Origin of the sequence: Flagellimonas taeanensis (genome assembly GCF_003584105.1) — a bacterium.
GTDB lineage: Bacteria > Bacteroidota > Bacteroidia > Flavobacteriales > Flavobacteriaceae > Flagellimonas > Flagellimonas taeanensis.
Window position 1 is genome coordinate 92,146 of the sequence record NZ_QXFO01000009.1, and the last position, 17,409, is coordinate 109,554.

General features: G+C 46.3%; 12 protein-coding genes. 9 read left to right on the forward strand and 3 right to left on the reverse strand.

Features of this window, described 5'->3' with window-relative positions; all coding sequences use genetic code 11:
• The first annotated feature begins 13 nt into the window (after positions 1–13).
• The 7 genes from D2V93_RS03720 to D2V93_RS03750 all read left to right on the forward strand — a co-directional run bounded on the left by D2V93_RS03720 (position 14) and on the right by D2V93_RS03750 (position 10,668).
• Entirely contained in the window at positions 14–2,257 is a 2,244-nt protein-coding gene (locus D2V93_RS03720; protein WP_119618446.1) for a patatin-like phospholipase family protein, read from the forward strand.
• A 336-nt stretch (positions 2,258–2,593) separates the two neighbouring features.
• A complete protein-coding gene (locus tag D2V93_RS03725; RefSeq protein WP_072876135.1) occupies positions 2,594–3,373 on the forward strand; it encodes a DUF3108 domain-containing protein in 780 nt (259 codons plus the stop codon).
• Between the two features lie 13 nt (positions 3,374–3,386).
• A complete protein-coding gene (locus tag D2V93_RS03730; protein WP_072876133.1) occupies positions 3,387–4,364 on the forward strand; it encodes a tryptophan 2,3-dioxygenase family protein in 978 nt (325 codons plus the stop codon).
• Positions 4,365–4,371: 7 nt separating this feature from the next.
• On the forward strand, positions 4,372–5,649 hold the full coding sequence (locus D2V93_RS03735; RefSeq protein ID WP_119618447.1) for a M23 family metallopeptidase: 1,278 nt from the start codon (positions 4,372–4,374) through the stop codon (positions 5,647–5,649).
• Entirely contained in the window at positions 5,649–7,280 is a 1,632-nt protein-coding gene (pgi, locus tag D2V93_RS03740) for a glucose-6-phosphate isomerase (protein WP_119618448.1), read from the forward strand. Before D2V93_RS03735 ends, pgi begins: the two co-directional genes overlap by 1 nt.
• A 172-nt stretch (positions 7,281–7,452) precedes the next feature.
• Complete coding sequence (locus D2V93_RS03745) at positions 7,453–10,134, forward strand: TonB-dependent receptor (RefSeq protein WP_119618449.1); 2,682 nt, start codon at positions 7,453–7,455, stop codon at positions 10,132–10,134.
• A gap of 96 nt (positions 10,135–10,230) precedes the next feature.
• Positions 10,231–10,668, forward strand: coding sequence for a hypothetical protein (locus D2V93_RS03750; RefSeq protein ID WP_119618450.1), 438 nt, complete (start codon positions 10,231–10,233; stop codon positions 10,666–10,668).
• Positions 10,669–10,743: 75 nt separating this feature from the next.
• Here D2V93_RS03750 and D2V93_RS03755 read toward each other — a convergent pair whose 3' ends face one another.
• Positions 10,744–11,784, reverse strand: coding sequence for an endonuclease/exonuclease/phosphatase family protein (locus D2V93_RS03755; RefSeq protein ID WP_119618451.1), 1,041 nt, complete (start codon positions 11,782–11,784; stop codon positions 10,744–10,746).
• Between the two features lie 97 nt (positions 11,785–11,881).
• Here D2V93_RS03755 and D2V93_RS03760 point away from each other — a divergent pair, with 97 nt between their 5' ends.
• Both D2V93_RS03760 and D2V93_RS03765 read left to right on the forward strand, forming a co-directional pair.
• Complete coding sequence (locus D2V93_RS03760) at positions 11,882–14,617, forward strand: peptidase associated domain and porin domain-containing protein (protein ID WP_119618452.1); 2,736 nt, start codon at positions 11,882–11,884, stop codon at positions 14,615–14,617.
• 10 nt (positions 14,618–14,627) lie between these two features.
• Positions 14,628–15,989, forward strand: coding sequence for a DUF5689 domain-containing protein (locus D2V93_RS03765; protein WP_119618453.1), 1,362 nt, complete (start codon positions 14,628–14,630; stop codon positions 15,987–15,989).
• A 64-nt stretch (positions 15,990–16,053) separates the two neighbouring features.
• Here D2V93_RS03765 and D2V93_RS03770 read toward each other — a convergent pair whose 3' ends face one another.
• Together D2V93_RS03770 and D2V93_RS03775 are read right to left on the reverse strand one after the other, a co-directional pair.
• A complete protein-coding gene (locus tag D2V93_RS03770; RefSeq protein ID WP_119618454.1) occupies positions 16,054–16,584 on the reverse strand; it encodes a lipid-binding SYLF domain-containing protein in 531 nt (176 codons plus the stop codon).
• Positions 16,585–16,686: 102 nt separating this feature from the next.
• Complete coding sequence (locus tag D2V93_RS03775) at positions 16,687–17,292, reverse strand: DinB family protein (protein ID WP_119618455.1); 606 nt, start codon at positions 17,290–17,292, stop codon at positions 16,687–16,689.
• Positions 17,293–17,409 lie beyond the last annotated feature (117 nt).

A 17,409-nucleotide genomic window follows, 5' to 3' on the forward strand; every position in this document is an offset into this window, starting at 1 on the left:
CAGTAGAAGTATAATGACCACAATGGTGTTAGTTTTGTTTGGCGTTCTTGGAATGGCCCAAGACCAGAACGGCGACCCGCCTCCCAAAGTGGGGCTTGTGCTAAGTGGGGGCGGAGCAAAGGGTCTGGCCCACATCGGGGCGCTGAAGGTCATTGAGGAAGCCGGGGTGAAAGTGGATTACATCGGTGGGACCAGTATGGGGGCTATCGTAGGGGCACTTTATGCATCCGGATATTCTGCCAAAGAACTGGATTCCATTTTTAGGGTCACGGACTTCACGGAGCTTATCCAGGACAACGTGCCAAGGGGTGCCAAGACCTTCTACGAAAAGGAAAATTCTGAGAAATACGCACTTACATTACCATTCACCAATTTTAAGGTGAGTTTTCCCCAAGCCATTTCCGGGGGACAGAACATCTATAATGAATTGGTGCGACTGCTCTTCCATGTCAAGGATGTGCACGACTTCAATAAACTGCCCATCCCCTTTCTCTGTATGGCCACCAATGTGGAAACCGGTGAGCAAGTATTGCTGGACCACGGCTACCTTCCTGAGGCCATTGTGGCAAGTGGGACATTTCCATCCCTATTTGAACCCTCGGAAATAGAGGAAGAAATATTGATCGATGGTGGGGTGGTGAACAATTATCCCATAGAAAGGGTCAGGGCCATGGGCGCAGACTTTATCATTGGGGTGGACGTGCAGCACGATCTGGCCACAAGGGAATCCCTCTCCTCGGCCACGGAGATATTACTGCAGATCAACAACTATCGCACGGTGAACGACATGAAGAAGAAATCGGAACAGACGGACATCTACATCAGGCCCGCCATTGATGAATTCTCAGTGATTGATTTTGGACGGAGCAAGGAGATCGTCAAAAGTGGTGAGGAAGCGGCAAAGACCAAAATAGAGGAGCTAAAGAAAGTTGCGGAGGCCCAGAAATATACCCCAGGTCCCAGAAAAAGAATACAGGGGATGGACAGTTTGGTGGTCAATAGAATGATCATAAGAGGAAACGATCGGTACACTAGGGGATACATCAAGGGAAAGTTGAGGTTCAACTTGGCTGAAAAAATTGCATTTGACGACCTGAAACAAGGGATCAACAACTTGTCAGCAACCGGAAACTTCAGGGCCATCAGGTATGAACTGATATCCAATGGACTGGGAACGGACCTGATCTTGAAACTAAAGGAGAACCCCACCAAGATGTTCATCAAAATGTCTGCCCATTATGATGACCTGTACAAAAGTGCGGCACTCATCAACCTTACCAAAAAGAACTTCCTGATGAAGGACGATGTGGCCTCTTTTGATTTTATCCTGGGCGACCACATCAGGTACAACATGCAGTACTACCTGGACAAAGGGTACTACTGGAGCCTTGGGGTCAATTCCAAGTTCACGGATTTCGATTCGGAAGTTGATTTTTCCTTGATCCAAGGAAATTTCAATACACCCGTTGATCCCAACATCCGAAGTATCAGCTTGGATGTGACCGATCTCACCAACCAGATTTATTTGCAGACGGTGCTTAGGGAAGAGTTTGCCTTTACCGTGGGGGCCGAACATAAATTGTTGAAGTACAGCACACGAACGCTCAATCAACTAGGGGAGGACCTAGAGGCGACACCCACTTCGGAGAGGACCTTTTTTGAAAAGTCCAATTATTTCAGTGGTTTTGGAAAGATAACCTTGGACACCTATGACGACAAGTACTTTCCCACCAAGGGTCTGCTCTTCGACAGTGATTACCATGTTTACCTATTCTCGTCGGATTTTAACGATAATTTCAGGGAATTTTCCATTGCCAAAGGCCGTTTGGGGACTGTGGTCCCCTTGTTCCATAATCTCAGCCTTAATATGGAAGCTTCCGGTGGGGTAAAGCTGGGCACCTCGGATGTGACCTCCTTTGATTTTGTACTGGGAGGTTTCGGGAATGACTTTATAAACAACTTTGTACCCTTTTTCGGATATGACTTTCTGAGCATACCCGGGAACAGCTATGTGAAGGTATTTGGCAGGTTGGACTATAAGATTGCACCCAAGAACCATATCCTTTTCTCGGCAAACTTTGCCAATGTGGATGATGACCTTTTTAGAACCGGGGATTGGTTTACCCAGCCCAATTTTTCGGGTTACGGACTAGGATATGGGTTTGAGTCTTTTTTAGGTCCGGTACAAATTTATTATTCGTGGTCGCCGGAGATAAAAAATGACAGTATTTTCTTTAGTGTTGGCTATTGGTTCTAATGTCAAGAGTTTATGAAAACCCCCAATATTCTTAATAATTTGCTAAAAAAAGAGTGTTTGGCCATCAAAAAAAAGGAACTATAGTTAAAGTCCGTTAAAAACTTATTTTCCTACAAAAGCTTGGTGTATATTTGTTGCTCATAAGGGGTGGTTCCCTTATAACTTTAAGTATTGGTTTTTCATAATTTAAAGTTTGGTTGGTTATTTAGGAAAAGCCCAGTTTTAAGACTGGGCTTTTTTTGTATATACTATTTTGGAACAAGTTTTGTTTAAGTATATGTAAACCAAATGCCCCGAACATCGATTTTGTTAATTTTATACCAGTAAAGAACAGATATGAAAAAAATACTGCCCCTACTTTTCCTGCTCATGGCCGTCCCTTTAATGGGGCAAAAGTTCCAGCCTGCATATAAGTCGGGGGAATGGCTGAAGTTCAGGATACATTATGGCTTGCTCAATGCCAGTTATGCGACATTGCACCTGAGCTCCGAGACCCTCGACAGCATTCCGGTGTACCATGTAGTGGGCACAGGGAAGACAACGGGGTTTGCCAGTATATTCTTCAAGGTGGACGATACTTACGAGAGCTATTTTGGCCGTAGGAACGGTAAGCCCTATAAGTTCATCCGCAAGATCGATGAGGGCGGATACACCAAGGACATAGAGATCAACTTTGACTATGATGAGAAAAAGGCCGTGTTAAAGGACTACAAGAATAGTACTCAAATGGATATTCCCGTACACGACCAGATCCAAGACCTCATTTCTGCCTCCTACTATTTGAGAAACAACTACAATCTTGAGGAGTTCGAGGAAGGGCAGTCCATAAACTTGGATATGCTCTTTGATGATGATGGGGTATTTCAGTTCAAGTTGAAATATTTGGGAAAAGAAGTCATCAGAACCAAGTTTGGAAAAGTGGAATGTCTTAAATTTAGGCCTTATGTTCAATCAGGTCGTGTTTTCAAGGAAAAGGAGAGTCTTACCCTTTGGGTATCCAATGATTTGAACAAGATTCCCATCCGCATCAAGGCAGATTTGGCCGTTGGGTCGCTGAAGGCGGACTTGGAAGCATATAACGGACTGAGGAACCAGTTTAAAATTATAATGAATTAGTAGATCGGCATTGATGAAGAATGGTGAAAAAATCCAGTCCCAGATCAACAAACTTGAAGAAAAATACAAAAATTCGGGCCAGGACCTGAGCTCCTATCTCGACGGACTCCTCTACCAAAGATACCTTACCTATTGGGACTATATCCATCTGGATACTCTTTTGAGCATACAGGTGCCACGTACCCATTTTCCCGATGAGGAAATCTTCATCATGTACCACCAGATCACGGAGCTCTATTTTAAGCTCATCCTCCACGAACAAAAGCAGATTGTTGAGGACAGGTCACAGGACGTCCGATTTTTTATAGAAAAAGTGAACAGGACCAACAACTATTTCAAGGCGTTGATTTCCTCGTTCAGTATCATGATCAAGGGCATGGAACGCGAACAGTTCCTGCGTTACCGCATGGCGCTGCTCCCGGCCAGTGGTTTCCAATCCGCCCAATATAGGATGATTGAGATTTACGCGACCCCACTGGAAAACTTGGTGCACCACTCGGTAAGGGATTCCTTTTCCTCCGAGCACGGCATCGAGGAACTTTTTGAGCAGATCTATTGGAAAAAAGGGGCGACAGATTTGGTCACAGGACAAAAAACACTGACCCTAAAACAGTTCGAGATCCGATACACCCCAAGACTTCTGCGCATAGCCAACCAAGTAAAGGACAGTACCATATACCACAAATACCTTCAGCTTCCCGACGCGTCCAAGAACAATGAAGAGCTGATTAAGGCGTTAAAAGAATTGGACCTGAACGCCAATGTGAACTGGCCGCTGATGCACATGGGCTCGGCATACCGATATTTGGCGAGGGAGGGCAAGGATGTGGAGGCCACTGGAGGCACCAATTGGAAGGAGTTTTTACCGCCCAGTTTTCAGAAAGTAATATTTTTCCCAAATTTGTATTCCGAAGAGGAACTGGAGACATGGGGAAAACAATGGGTGGATCATATTTTTAACCCAGCAAATAAAGAATACAAGGAATATTAGGATAGTGATGCAAAAATGTATTGGGGCAATCTTGACACTGATGGTATTGGTGTCGTGCAAACAGGCCAAGGAACCGGTCGATGAAGTGGCAATTGTGGAAACGATAGAAAAACCTCCCGTCCTTCATTATGGGTTCAATCTGGAGGAGTTCAACGTGGTCCACGATACCGTACGGTCGGGCGACAGCTTTGGTGAGCTTATGCTCCGAAACAAAGTGGACTATCCCAAGATTGCCGCTATTTCCGAAAACTATAGGGACACTTTCGATGTGCGGAAGATCAAGATAGGCAACCCCTACCTTATTCTTAAATCCAAGGACACTTCCGAAGCTGCAAAAGTGTTCATCTACCAAGACGACAGGATCAACTATACCGTTGTGGACCTTCGGGACAGTGCAGTGGCCTATAAGAGTAAACGCAAGGTGAAACTGGTGGAAAGGGAAGTAGGTGGTATCATCGACAACAATCTTTCCGTGACCATGGACAATTTGGGTGTGGATTACAGCGTTACCATCGGCCTTTCCGAAATCTATGCCTGGACCATCGACTTTTTCAAACTGGAGAAGGGCGACAAGTTCAAGGTCATTTTTGATGAACGATACATCAACGACAGTATCTACGCAGGTCGTGGCCGTATAAAGGCGGCCTATTTTGAGCACAAGGGACGGCCCATCTACGCTTTTCCATACGTGACCGATTCCGTGAACAATATTTTGGACTACTATGATCAAGAGGCCAATAACCTGAGGAGTACTTTCCTGAGGGCGCCCATCAAGTTTGGGTACAGGCTGTCCTCCAGATACAACCTCAACCGAAGGATAGCCTATTACGGATACAAGGTGCGCCCCCACAAGGGAACGGACTATGCGGCCCCAATCGGCACACCCATCATTGCCACTGCGGATGGAACCGTTGAGGAATCTACCCGAAGGGGCGGAAATGGAAAATACGTCAAGATCAAACACAACAGCATCTATAGTACCCAATACCTTCACATGAAGGCCCAGAACGTGAAAAGAGGTGATTTTGTGCGCCAAGGTGATGTGATTGGTTGGATAGGGATGACGGGGAACACAGGAGGCCCCCATGTCTGCTATCGTTTTTGGAAGAATGGCAGGCAAGTGGACCCCCTGAGGGAAGAGCTCCCATCAGCAGAACCCATTGTCGATTCGCTCCGCATACAATATATGGAGCATATAGAACCCTTAAGGGCGCAATTGGACTGTATAGAATTTATGGAGCCCGCTCCAGAACCCGAAGAAACCCTAATAACCTATAACCAGTAATGGCACTCCCCACAATAGACCCCACCACGACCAAGGCCTGGAACCAACTTTTAGCACATTACGAACAACAGAAAAACACCCAGATAAAAGAGTTGTTTGCCTCGGACAAGGGCCGCGGCAAAAACCTCATGCTTTCTTGGAACGATTTTTTGGTGGACTATTCAAAGAATAGGATCACCGAGGATACCCTGTCATTGCTTTTTGCACTTGCCGAAGAGGTTGGACTGAAAGGGGCCATCAAAAGCTATTTTGAAGGGGACCTTATCAACCAGACCGAAGGTAGGGCCGTTCTGCATACGGCGCTCAGGGCAAAAAAGGGAGATAAAATTTTTGTGGACGGGGAGAACATCGTGGATGAGGTCTTCGAGGTGAGGGAAAAGATCAAATCCTTTTCTGAAGAGGTCATTTCCGGAAAAAGAAAAGGCTTTACGGGCAAGACCTTTACCGATGTGGTCAATATTGGCATCGGGGGGTCTGACCTTGGACCTGTAATGGTCACCGAGGCCCTAAAATTCTACAAGAACCATTTGAAGATGCACTTCGTGAGCAATGTGGACGGAGACCACGTACATGAAGTGTTGAAGGAACTTGACCCAGAGACCACACTTTTTGTGATCGTTTCCAAAACATTCACCACACAGGAGACCCTCAGCAATGCACTTACCATTAAGAAATGGTTTTTGAAGAGTGCCGCCGAGAAAGATGTGGCCCTTCATTTTGCGGCCGTGTCCACCAATTTGGAAAAAATCGGGGAATTTGGCATAGCCGATGAAAATGTGTTTCCCATGTGGGATTGGGTAGGAGGGCGTTTTTCTCTTTGGAGTGCCGTTGGACTTTCCATTGCACTTTCAGTAGGGCACAAAAATTTCGAGGAACTGTTGGAAGGGGCACACGAAATGGACCTTCATTTCAGGGAAACCCCATTTCAAAAGAACATACCCGTTGTTTTGGCGCTCATCAGCGTTTGGTACAATAACTTTTTTGGTGCCGAAACGGAGGCCATAATTCCCTACACACAATACCTCCACCGCTTTTCGGCCTATTTGCAACAGGGCATCATGGAGAGCAATGGCAAGAGCGTGGACCGGAACGGGAACAGGGTTTCCCACCAGACCGGGACCATTATTTGGGGAGAGCCAGGAACCAATTCACAACATGCCTTCTTCCAACTGATCCACCAAGGGACCAAACTGATTCCCACAGATTTTATCGGTTTCAAGGAATCCCTTTATGGCGATAAGGACCACCACGACAAACTGATGGCCAACTTCTTTGCCCAGACCGAGGCCTTAATGAACGGAAAGACGGCGGAAGAGGCCAAGGCAGAATTGAAAAACCTGCCAGAAGACCAACTTCAGGCACTTTTTCCCTTTAAAGTGTTTGAGGGTAACAAGCCCACCAATACCATCTTGATCCAAAAACTGACCCCTAAGAGTTTGGGTGCACTGATTGCCCTTTACGAGCATAAAATATTCGTTCAGGGAATCGTGTGGAACATCTTCAGTTATGATCAGTGGGGCGTGGAATTGGGGAAACAATTGGCCACTACCATCCTTTCTGAGATGGGAAATTCAGAAATTGGCAAGCACGATAGCTCAACGCTACATCTTCTGCAATTTTTTAAGGAGTAGGCTGCGAGGTTTCTATTTGTGAATAAAAACCCTAAACAATTGTTTGTCAGCTAACTTTGTTTGTTAATTTTGTGTTAATCAAAACGTTCTTTTTTAACCTTGGCTTAATCGCAGTGTGTCAAAAATAAATCACATTTGCAGGGCTAATTAAATACTTAAAACACTGAATTAAATGAAAAGAATCTACTTGGCTTTTGCGGCTGTTTTGATGTCCGCAATGGCATTTTCACAAGGAACTCTTACTGGTACGGTCACAGACGGGGAACTGGGTGGTCCGCTTCCAGGGGCAACTGTGATGGTGAGGGGAACCAGCACAGGTACATCAACTGATTTTGATGGAAACTTTACTTTGGAAGTAAGCCAAAGTTCCGGAACCCTGCTTATTTCCTACATCGGATTTGTGAGCAAGAGCGTTCCTTTTGCTACTACAGGAAGCCTTGGCACCATTGCCCTACAGCCAGATGCCGAGGAATTGGAAGGTGTTGTTGTGGTAGGGTCTGGTATCATTGACCTTGCAACCGACAGAAGGACTCCAATCGCGGCTTCTTCAGTTCCAATCAAAGTGATTCAAGAAAAAATTGGTACGCAGGATGTTACCATGACCTTGGTCAACACCCCATCTGTATATGTTTCTGGACAAGCAGGAGGTTTTGGTGACACCAATATGAGGGTCAGGGGTTTTGAACAAGACAACACTGCATTCCTATTGAACGGTCAGCCCATCAATGGTATGGAAGACGGTTTGATGTATTGGTCAAACTGGTCCGGTATGAACGATATCGCTAACGGTATCCAGATCCAGCGTGGTTTGGGGTCTTCCAAATTAGCCATTTCTTCTGTGGGTGGTACGGTGAACTTCGTAACCAAGGCCACTGAAATGAGCGAGGGAGGTTTTGGTTATGCCACTGTGGCCAACAACAATTATATCAAAACATCTGCGGGTTACAACACTGGGATCTCTGACAAAGGTTGGGGTATGAGCGTTATGCTTTCCCACTGGCAAGGAGATGGGTACAACGAAGGAAACTTTGGTGAGGGACAGACCTACTTCATTTCTGTAGGATATAGGCCCAACGATACCCATGGATTCAACTTTTTGATTACGGGTGCCCCACAGTTTCACGATCAAAACTTTACCAAGTCTATATCAAGCTACTTGGAGAATGGCCTACGTTACAACAACAACTGGGGTCTTTATAATGGTCAGTACATGACTGAAAGAAGAAACTTCTACCACAAACCGGTTGCCAACTTGAACTGGGACTGGAACATTAGTGAAACTTCCCAACTTTCTACCGTATTGTATGCCTCTTGGGGTCGTGGTGGAGGAACTGGGAACTTAGGTAACCGAATAAGGACTGCAGATGGTTATATCGATTATGATGCCATTTATGCCCAAAATGCGCAGGTAACAGATGGTATTGGTGTGAACTTTGGATCTGAACCAGCATACATTACCCGTTCTTCCATGAACCTGCATAGCTGGTATGGGTTGGTTTCAAATTTTGAGAAGAAATTTTCCGAGAACCTTACTTGGAACGTAGGTGTGGATCTAAGGACCTATTATGGTGAGCACTTCAGGGTGGTTGCTGATTTCCATGGCTTGGATGGCTGGAGAGAGAATATTCGTTTGTTGGATCAAAACAATGACCACCAACCATATGGCTCTTTTGGAACCTACAAGTACTCTTTGGCAACAGAAAGCTATAAGCCCAGTGCTTGGGGAAATACCTTTAGAAGTTTCTCTGAGCTTCAAAAGACAGATTACAGCAACGACGAGCGTATCTCCTATGGAGGAATCTTCACTCAGTTAGAGTATGCTACCGATGATTTCTCTGCTTTCTTCCAAGGAGCATTGTCCAATCAATATCACCAAAGGTTTGATCACTATCAGTATGCTGATCAATCCCTTATTAATGGAACTTCTGAGCAAAGCACTGGAACAGATTTACCTGCAGGTATAACTCCAGGAGTGGATTCTGAAAAAGTAAACAATGTCGGTTATAACGTAAAGGGAGGTCTTAGCTATAACCCAACCAGCCAGCATAGCTTCTATGCCAATGCGGGTTACTATAACCGTCAGCCTTATCATGACAATATTTACTTGAACTTTACCAACGCCATCAATCCATTGACCGAGAATGAGAAAATTCTTGGATTGGAAGCCGGTTATGGTTTCTCAAGTACCATGTTCTCTGCCAATGTGAACTTGTATAGAACGTCATGGAAGGACAGGGTAAGTACCAGCTCAAATGTTGTTGATGATGTGTTGACCTATACCTCCAACTTTGGAACAGAGCAATTGCACTCTGGAGTAGAGGTTGACTTTAAGGTAAAACCAACGCAAGGACTTACCTTCAATGGTTTTGCCTCTGTTGGAAACTGGGAGTATAAGGGTGATGCCGTTACCCAGATAACCGATGAGGACCGAAATGTGATCAGCACGGAAAGAATTGACTACGATGGCGGTAAAGTAGGTGGAGCTGCCCAGCTTTCAGGAGGTTTGGGAGTGGCCTATAGGATCAACAGTATGTTCTCTGTGGATTCAGATTGGAGATACTACGACAAATTATATGCTGATGTGGGTGCCATCAAGGAAAACTTGGAATTGCCATCGTTCAGCTTGTTGGATGCCGGTGTGACCTTCACCATGCCTTTGGGAATCGACAAATCAAAAGCATTGAAGATCAGGGCCAATATGAACAACGTTCTTGACAAGGAGTACCTTTCTGAGCTTACCACAGCCAACTTTGTGGAGCCTGGTGACGAAACGTATGACGGCATAAATGTGACCAACCAAGGATATTTTGGTTTGGGAAGAACTTGGAACGTTACTTTGCGTTACGATTTCTAATAGTTGAACCCAACCCATAATAAATTAAAACCCTGCCCATCGGCAGGGTTTTTTTATACATAAATTCCGTATTTTTAGGCCACACAAACTACACCGATGGAAGTTATCAAGAACCTACACTCTTACATGGCCTATGTTGTACTGGCCGTACTCGTTTTTGCAGTCGTCAATGCCCTGCTGGGCTGGTTGGGCAAAAAGGACTTTACCATGCACAAGGATTTGCGCATCAGTCTCTTTGCATTGATCTTGAGCCACATCCAGCTGTTGGTGGGATTGTTGCTCTATTTTGTTTCGGCCAATGGCCTAAAGGCCATCCAAACCTTGGGTATGGGCGGACTGAATGCCCCTGCGCGTCTCTTGGCCTTGGAACACCCTTTTATCAACATCATTGCCCTGGCTTTGATCACCATTGGGTGGTCCAGGCACAAAAAATTTATGGAGAGTGACAAAAAGTTCAAGACCATTTCCATTTTTTACGGACTCGGCCTCTTGTTGATCCTCAGCCGTATCCCTTGGAGCCAGTGGTTCAATTGAGGTCTGTCACCTTGAGCGCAGTCGAAAGGTAAACAGAACGATTTTTTATATTACCTGTTTTGAAGCAGGAATTCGTCATTCAACAATCGCCTTGACCAAAAAAATATAGGCAGGGAAATGATCACTATAGCCTCCTGTGTAACTTCCTCCGGAATGCGTACGTAGTGGATACCCCTTGAATTTTCCTTTGCTGGTTTTCAGAAAGGACGGGGAATAGATGCCCGCTTTCCAAAAGGAAAGCCCTTTCTTGTTCTCGTTCACAAGGTTTGGGGTCATGAAAAATTGGTCAAATAGGCTCCACTTGTCCTGATACGCCAAGGAACCCACCCCTTTTCGGAACATTTTTTCCATGGGATTGTAAAGACTTAGGCTGTCCAATTGCTGGACCTCGCCTTTGGTCCTCAATATGGATTTCAAGCTGTCATCGATAGGGTCGTCGTTCAGGTCGCCCATGGCAATGATCTTGGCATCAGGGTCCAGTTCTTGGATGGAATCGATGATGCGCTTGTTCAAAAGGGCCGCTTTGATCCTGTTGGGTTGACTTTTAGAGGCCCCGCCCCTTCTGGAAGGCCAGTGGTTCACAATAAAATGTACTTCCTCTTGGTCCATGCTGCCTCCCACGACCAGTTGGTCACGGGTGTAGATCCGCTCCCCCAAATCATCGAAAAGCAAAAGCCTATGGCTTTTAAAGGAAGAGGGCAAAAAGGACGCCTTCTTGTACAGCAGCGCCACATCGATGCCCCGCATATCGGGGGAATCAAAATGCACGATGCCATAATCCTTGTCCCGAAGGGAAGGATGGGCTATCAAATCTTCCAAAACCCTTCGGTTCTCCACTTCGCACAGACCGATGACATCCGGTGAGGTCTTGGAAACGTCCAGGCAAATCTGGGAAAGCACCCGGGTCATGTTTCCAATCTTTTTTTGGTACAGCTCAGGTGTCCAATGATAGCGACCCTCCGGTGTATGGTCCTCATCAAAGGTCAGCGTGTCGTTCCGTGTATCAAAAAGGTTTTCAAGATTATAGAACGCAATGGTCCTTAAGGTGTATGTTTTGGACTTTTGTCCATGGAGTGAGGTCGATATTAATACAAGTAGGCATATTAATGATCGCATTATGTTTTGTTTTTTTGTCTAAAATAAGTAAGATTGTTTGCTTTTTATACCTCGTAAAGCAATTACAGCCTCTTTTTTGTTAACCTACTTATACGCTATGAGAACAGCTATACTCGTGGCCGTACTCTGTTGTTCCATCTCCCAATATGGACAAGAACGTACTGTCATTACAGGGCATCTGCAAGAAAAGTGGACAGGTTTGCCCGTTCAGAACGCCTCCCTTTTGTTGGAGGGCACTTCAAATGAATTTAATTTAGATGAGAACGGCTATTTCAAGATTGAAGTGGTGCAGCATGGGGAATATATCCTACGGATGTTTGCCCAAGATTTTGTCGAGAAACGGTTTTCCCTCTATCTGGAAGGAAACCCTATTGATTTGGGCATCCTTTATCTGGAAAGAGACATTGTCCAGGAAAAAACGGACAACCTGATTACCTTGACAGATGGCGAATTGTTGGATGATGAAGAAACCATCTCGGGCGCATTGGGGCTTCTGCAATCCACAAGGGATGTTTTTCTGAACCGCGCCGCCTTCGATTTTGGTCAGGCCTTTTTTAAGGTCCGGGGCTACGATTCACAAAACGGGAATGTGCTCATCAATGGCATCCCGATGAACAAGTTTTTTGACGGGAGGCCCCAATGGAACAATTGGGGTGGGCTCAACGATGTGTTGCGAAACCAAGAATATACCAATACCCTCTCCCTCAACCCCTATACCTTCGGGGGCATTTTGGGCAATACCCATATTGATACCCGGCCTTCAGGGATGAGACCCGGAATCCGTCTGTCCAGTTCTGCCTCCAACCGCACCTATCGGGGCAGGTTGATGGGCACTTACAGCTCTGGATTGGGCAAGAATGGACTGGCCTATACCGTTTCGAGCTCACGCAGATGGGCAAAGGAAGGATATGTGGATGGCACTCTATACGATGCTTACTCCTTTTTCGGGGCCTTGGAATACCAATTCAATCCGCACAACAGCATCACGTTCACCTCTATTTTGGCGAGGAACAGACGGGGACGCTCCGCAGCACTCACCGAAGAGGTTTTTGAACTGGTGGGGAATCAGTACAATCCCTATTGGGGAGAGCAGGATGGCAAGATTCGAAATTCAAGGGAAAGAGACCTCTTTGAACCCCTTTTCCTAGTGAATTATGCCTTACAACAGGAAAGATTGCAATGGAACACCGGAATTGCCTACCAATTCGGGACCCATACGAGGAGCCGATTGGGCTATTTCAATGCCCCCAACCCAGACCCTACTTACTACCGTTATCTGCCCAGTTACCACATCAACAGCTCCATTGGAGCTGATTTTCTCAACGCAAATTTGGCGGCAGCGGCATTTTTGAATAACCCGCAAACGGTCTGGCAGCAACTGTATATCGCCAATGGTGAAAATGATGGAAAGGCGGCCTATATCCTTTATGATGATGTGTCGGATGATAAAACAATTACAGCATCCAGCAACTTGAATTATAGCCCAAACGACCGTTTTCAACTCAGTTTTGGCGGGAATTTCAAGTCCACGGTATCGGAGAACTATGCACAGATCACCGATTTGTTGGGAGCGGAATTTTATGAGGATATGGATGCCTTTTCCCAGACCTTGAACGATGTGGATGGAAGTCTGGAAAAGATGGCCGGGGATTTTTCCAGTTACCACTACCAATTGGATGCCTCCCAAATGGAAACCTTTGTGCAAGGATCATACACCAGCAATAAATGGATCGGTTTTGCCGCTGTTTCGTACGCCAGTTTCAATGCACAGCGAACCGGACTGTTCAAAAATGAACGCTTTTTGGAAAACTCCTTCGGTTCGGGCGAGAAATTGTCGTTTTCAAGTTTGGGACTTAAGGGTGGTGTCAGTTATTTTCTGACGGGAAGGCATTGGTTCACGGCAAATGGGGCAAAAATGGAAAGGCCACCGACCCTGCAGAACAGTTTTATCAACCCCAGGGAAAACAACGAAGTGGTCTCAGCACTTCAAAAGGAGACCATCACCTCCGTTGACCTCAATTATTTTGTCCGGTTGCCCCAATTGACCGGGCGGATAAGTGCCTTCTACACCCGATTCCAGAACACAACGGACATCAATTTCTTCTTTGTGGACTCAGGACTGGGGTCTGATTTCGTGCAAGAGGTCATCACAGATCTGGACAAACTGCACAAAGGGATTGAATTTGGTTTGCAATACGAACCTTCTTCCAACGTAAAATTGACTGCTGTGGGCAATGTGGGGCAGTATGTGTATGCCAGTGACCCCAACGTACAGATCAATTTTGACACCGCTGGGCCCGAGGAAGACCTGATCGATCCCGATGGCACCATCGATTTAGGCATTGCTTCCCTAAAAGGGTTGAAATTGGCCCAGGGCCCACAGAAGGCCTTTGCCTTGGGAGTGGAGTACCGATCGCCAAAATATTGGTGGGCCGGGGCCACGGCCAACTATCTTACCAACAACTACATCGGCATTTCGACCATTACCAGGACCCAAAGTTTTTTGTTGGATCCGGAAACCGGGGAGCCGTTTCCGGAAGCTACTCCTGAAAATTTGGAAAAATTGTTGAAACAACGGAACCTGGACGACATCTACCTCCTCAATCTGGTGGGCGGGAAATCTTGGATTGTGGGCAAAAAGTACATCAGTGCCTTTGCAAGTGTGGGCAACCTCTTTGATTCCATATTCAGGACGGGCGGCTACGAACAGAGTAGGAACGGAAATTTTGGGCAATGGCAGAAGGACAACCAGAGCGGTTTGCCATCCTTTGGCCCAAAGTACTGGTACAGCTATGGAAGAACCTATTTTTTGAATTTGGCGATAAGCTTTTAATCCATTGACCATGAAAAATATAATGTTTAAATCGATACTGGCTTTTGCTGCAATCTCTATTGTATGTTGTGTGGACCCTACCGATTTTGGATCACTGAAGGAAAATTGCAACCCCGACCTGAAGGCCAACATCAGCTTTGCTGGGTTGGACACGCTTTTGAGGGATGAAGTAATCCAGATCCACGAGGACCTTGTGTTGGAAGGTATTGTCATTTCTTCGGACAGGGCAGGGAACTTTTTCGGGGAAATTTACCTGCAGGACGCTCCAACAAATCCGTCCCAAGGGGTGTTGCTCCAAATAGATCTTAGGGATTCCCATCTGTTTTTTCCAGCGAACAGTAAGGTTTTGGTAAAGTTGAAGGGACTTTACTTGGGGAAAACGGGAGAAACGATGAAGTTGGGAAGTGCCTTCACCTCTTTTGGCAATGTGTCCGTGGGCAGATTGCCCAGCCTGAAGGTCATGGAACACGTGTTCCGCTCATGTGAGGAGGTGAATGCAGAACCCACCCTCTTCACCATTTCAGAATTGGATAGCATACCCGTCAACACCTTGGTGCGTTTTGAAGGATTGGAGGTGGTGGAAAGGGAGCTTGGGGAAACCTATGCGATTTCAGCAGAGGAAACCGAAAGGAATCTTCAGGATTGTGGGGAAAATGAACTGGTCCTGCTCAATAGTGGGTATTCCGATTTCCAGGCCAATTTGCTTCCTTTTGGAAACGGGACTGTCACCGGAGTGCTGATCAAGGATGGCAAAACACCTCAATTGGTCATAAGGGACGTGGTCGATCTTGAGTTGATAAATGAACGTTGCCCCGAAATCATCACCGAATTTACCTCCACCCAAATTTTCATTTCAGAACTCGCCGATCCTGATAATAATGCAGGGGCGCGTTTTGTGGAACTCTACAATTCGGCCCCAGAGCCTTTGGACCTGAACCTGTGGACACTTCGAAGATATACCAACGAGAATACGGAGATCAGTTCCACCATTGATCTCTCGGGTTTCATCATTGGTGCCAATAGTACACTCGTGATTTCCCCAAATGCCCCAGAGTTTGAACTGGTCTATGGCTTTCCTCCAGATCTTGGCGTCTCCACCAACAGCCCGGCAGACTCCAACGGGGATGACAATTTGGAACTGGTGGACCCTTTTGGCACCGTAATCGATGTCTTTGGAAGAATCGGCGAGGACGGTTCCGGCACCGACCACGAGTTTGAGGATGGCCGTGCAGTGCGGAACAGCAACATTATCGAAGGAAATGTGGTCTATACCTTCTCGGAATGGACCATATTTAATGATACCGGTGATGCGGGGACCATCAACCAGCCCCAAAATGCCCCACAGGATTTTACCCCTGGGATACGGGAATGAACGGTAAACCTAAAAAAGAAAAGCCCCATAAAATGGGGCTTTATTCTTTACCGATGGAGCTACCTTAAAAAGCCTTATACCCAAACTTCTGTCCGCCCACGGAGGCATCGGCCATCAAACCGGCCTTGGGCAGGGCAAACACGGCCACGCCATCCTTGTATTTGGCATTGAAGGCCACCCCTGATTTTAGGGCCACGGCAGAGGTTTCCGCGGCAAATTGGAACTCGCCGCCCTTAAAGCGCTCCAGGTCCACATCGGTCTCAAAAAAGATGACCTCGATGATGGCCTGTCCACCGGCCTGTAGCCCCACGTTCAATTTTTTAAGGTCGGCCATGCCCACGGCACTCCCATCCTCATAAACGACCCCGTTCCCAGAGGCCCCGCCAATGATAAAGCCTCCCTTGCCCACGTTGGGGAAGAGGGCATAACCTGCCGAATCCTCAAAAAAATCTTCCAGCCCTGGTTGGGCATTCAAAAGGGTTTGCTTTGCCTTTTGGGCATCGTCCATTATTTTGTGATCTTTTTTGCTCTGGGCCAAGACACTAACTCCAAACAGCAGCGTCATAGCCAGTGCAATTGATTTTGCGATTTTCATAATACGTGTGTTTTAGTGTTTCACCAAAGGTAAAAAACGAACCCCTTCCATTTTGGAAAGGGTTTGCCAATTAATGTTAATGAAATGGTATTGTTTGGCCGTCTATTTGGGAAAATCGGCATGGGCCATGACCTCCTCCATTTGCAGCACATGGCGCTCGGTGTGGGCAGCAGTGAATATAATGAGTTGCAATGCATCCACTGTACCAAATGGGAAATCGCTGTTGAAGCGGTTTCTCAGGTCGTCATCAGTGGTTTTTACATAATCCATGAGTTCGCTCCGCTTATCCAAAAAAGCTTGCAATGTTTCCTCGTGGGAACCAAATTTACCACTGGGCTCAAAAGCTTCGGAGGTTTTCACTTTGCTGCTCCTGTCCGTTATCATGGGCATGATCTGTTCGTCCTTGAATACCAAGGAATCTTTTAGCTCCGGGTTGGGGCCATCGGCCACGGACTTGTGCACCAAATCCCCAAAGGTGGTTTCCAGAATGGCAAGGTGTTCCACTCCTTCTGCAATGGACCAGGAGCCATCACCTGGTTTAAAGTTCAGTTGTTCATCGGTAAGGCCGTTCAAAACGTTCAACATGTGGTCCCGGGTTTCGGCCAAATGTTGGTTTGCCATCTTGCGCTCTTCCTCTGTAAGCTTTCCCGTATCTCTACTAAAGCCGAAGAGGACCAACGCCAACATGGGTAGCATCATTTTTTTCATTTCTACAGTGTTTTAGATTGTTGTGATTGTGTTTTTGGATTACTCAATGTAATCCAATATAAAGATATGGTAAATATATACCCCTAAGAGGGTCAAATGCGCCAAATTGAGGGGTTA

Bases quoted from the DNA above. Each gene is read 5' to 3' on its own strand.
- D2V93_RS03765 (WP_119618453.1), top strand. From the start codon at position 14,628: ATGAAAAATATAATGTTTAAATCGATACTGGCTTTTGCTGCAATCTCT.
- pgi (WP_119618448.1), top strand. From the start codon at position 5,649: ATGGCACTCCCCACAATAGACCCCACCACGACCAAGGCCTGGAACCAA.
- D2V93_RS03720 (WP_119618446.1), top strand. From the start codon at position 14: ATGACCACAATGGTGTTAGTTTTGTTTGGCGTTCTTGGAATGGCCCAA.
- D2V93_RS03750 (WP_119618450.1), top strand. From the start codon at position 10,231: ATGGAAGTTATCAAGAACCTACACTCTTACATGGCCTATGTTGTACTG.
- D2V93_RS03770 (WP_119618454.1), bottom strand. From the start codon at position 16,584: ATGAAAATCGCAAAATCAATTGCACTGGCTATGACGCTGCTGTTTGGA.
- D2V93_RS03755 (WP_119618451.1), bottom strand. From the start codon at position 11,784: ATGCGATCATTAATATGCCTACTTGTATTAATATCGACCTCACTCCAT.
- D2V93_RS03775 (WP_119618455.1), bottom strand. From the start codon at position 17,292: ATGAAAAAAATGATGCTACCCATGTTGGCGTTGGTCCTCTTCGGCTTT.
- D2V93_RS03725 (WP_072876135.1), top strand. From the start codon at position 2,594: ATGAAAAAAATACTGCCCCTACTTTTCCTGCTCATGGCCGTCCCTTTA.
- D2V93_RS03735 (WP_119618447.1), top strand. From the start codon at position 4,372: ATGCAAAAATGTATTGGGGCAATCTTGACACTGATGGTATTGGTGTCG.
- D2V93_RS03730 (WP_072876133.1), top strand. From the start codon at position 3,387: ATGAAGAATGGTGAAAAAATCCAGTCCCAGATCAACAAACTTGAAGAA.
- D2V93_RS03745 (WP_119618449.1), top strand. From the start codon at position 7,453: ATGAAAAGAATCTACTTGGCTTTTGCGGCTGTTTTGATGTCCGCAATG.
- D2V93_RS03760 (WP_119618452.1), top strand. From the start codon at position 11,882: ATGAGAACAGCTATACTCGTGGCCGTACTCTGTTGTTCCATCTCCCAA.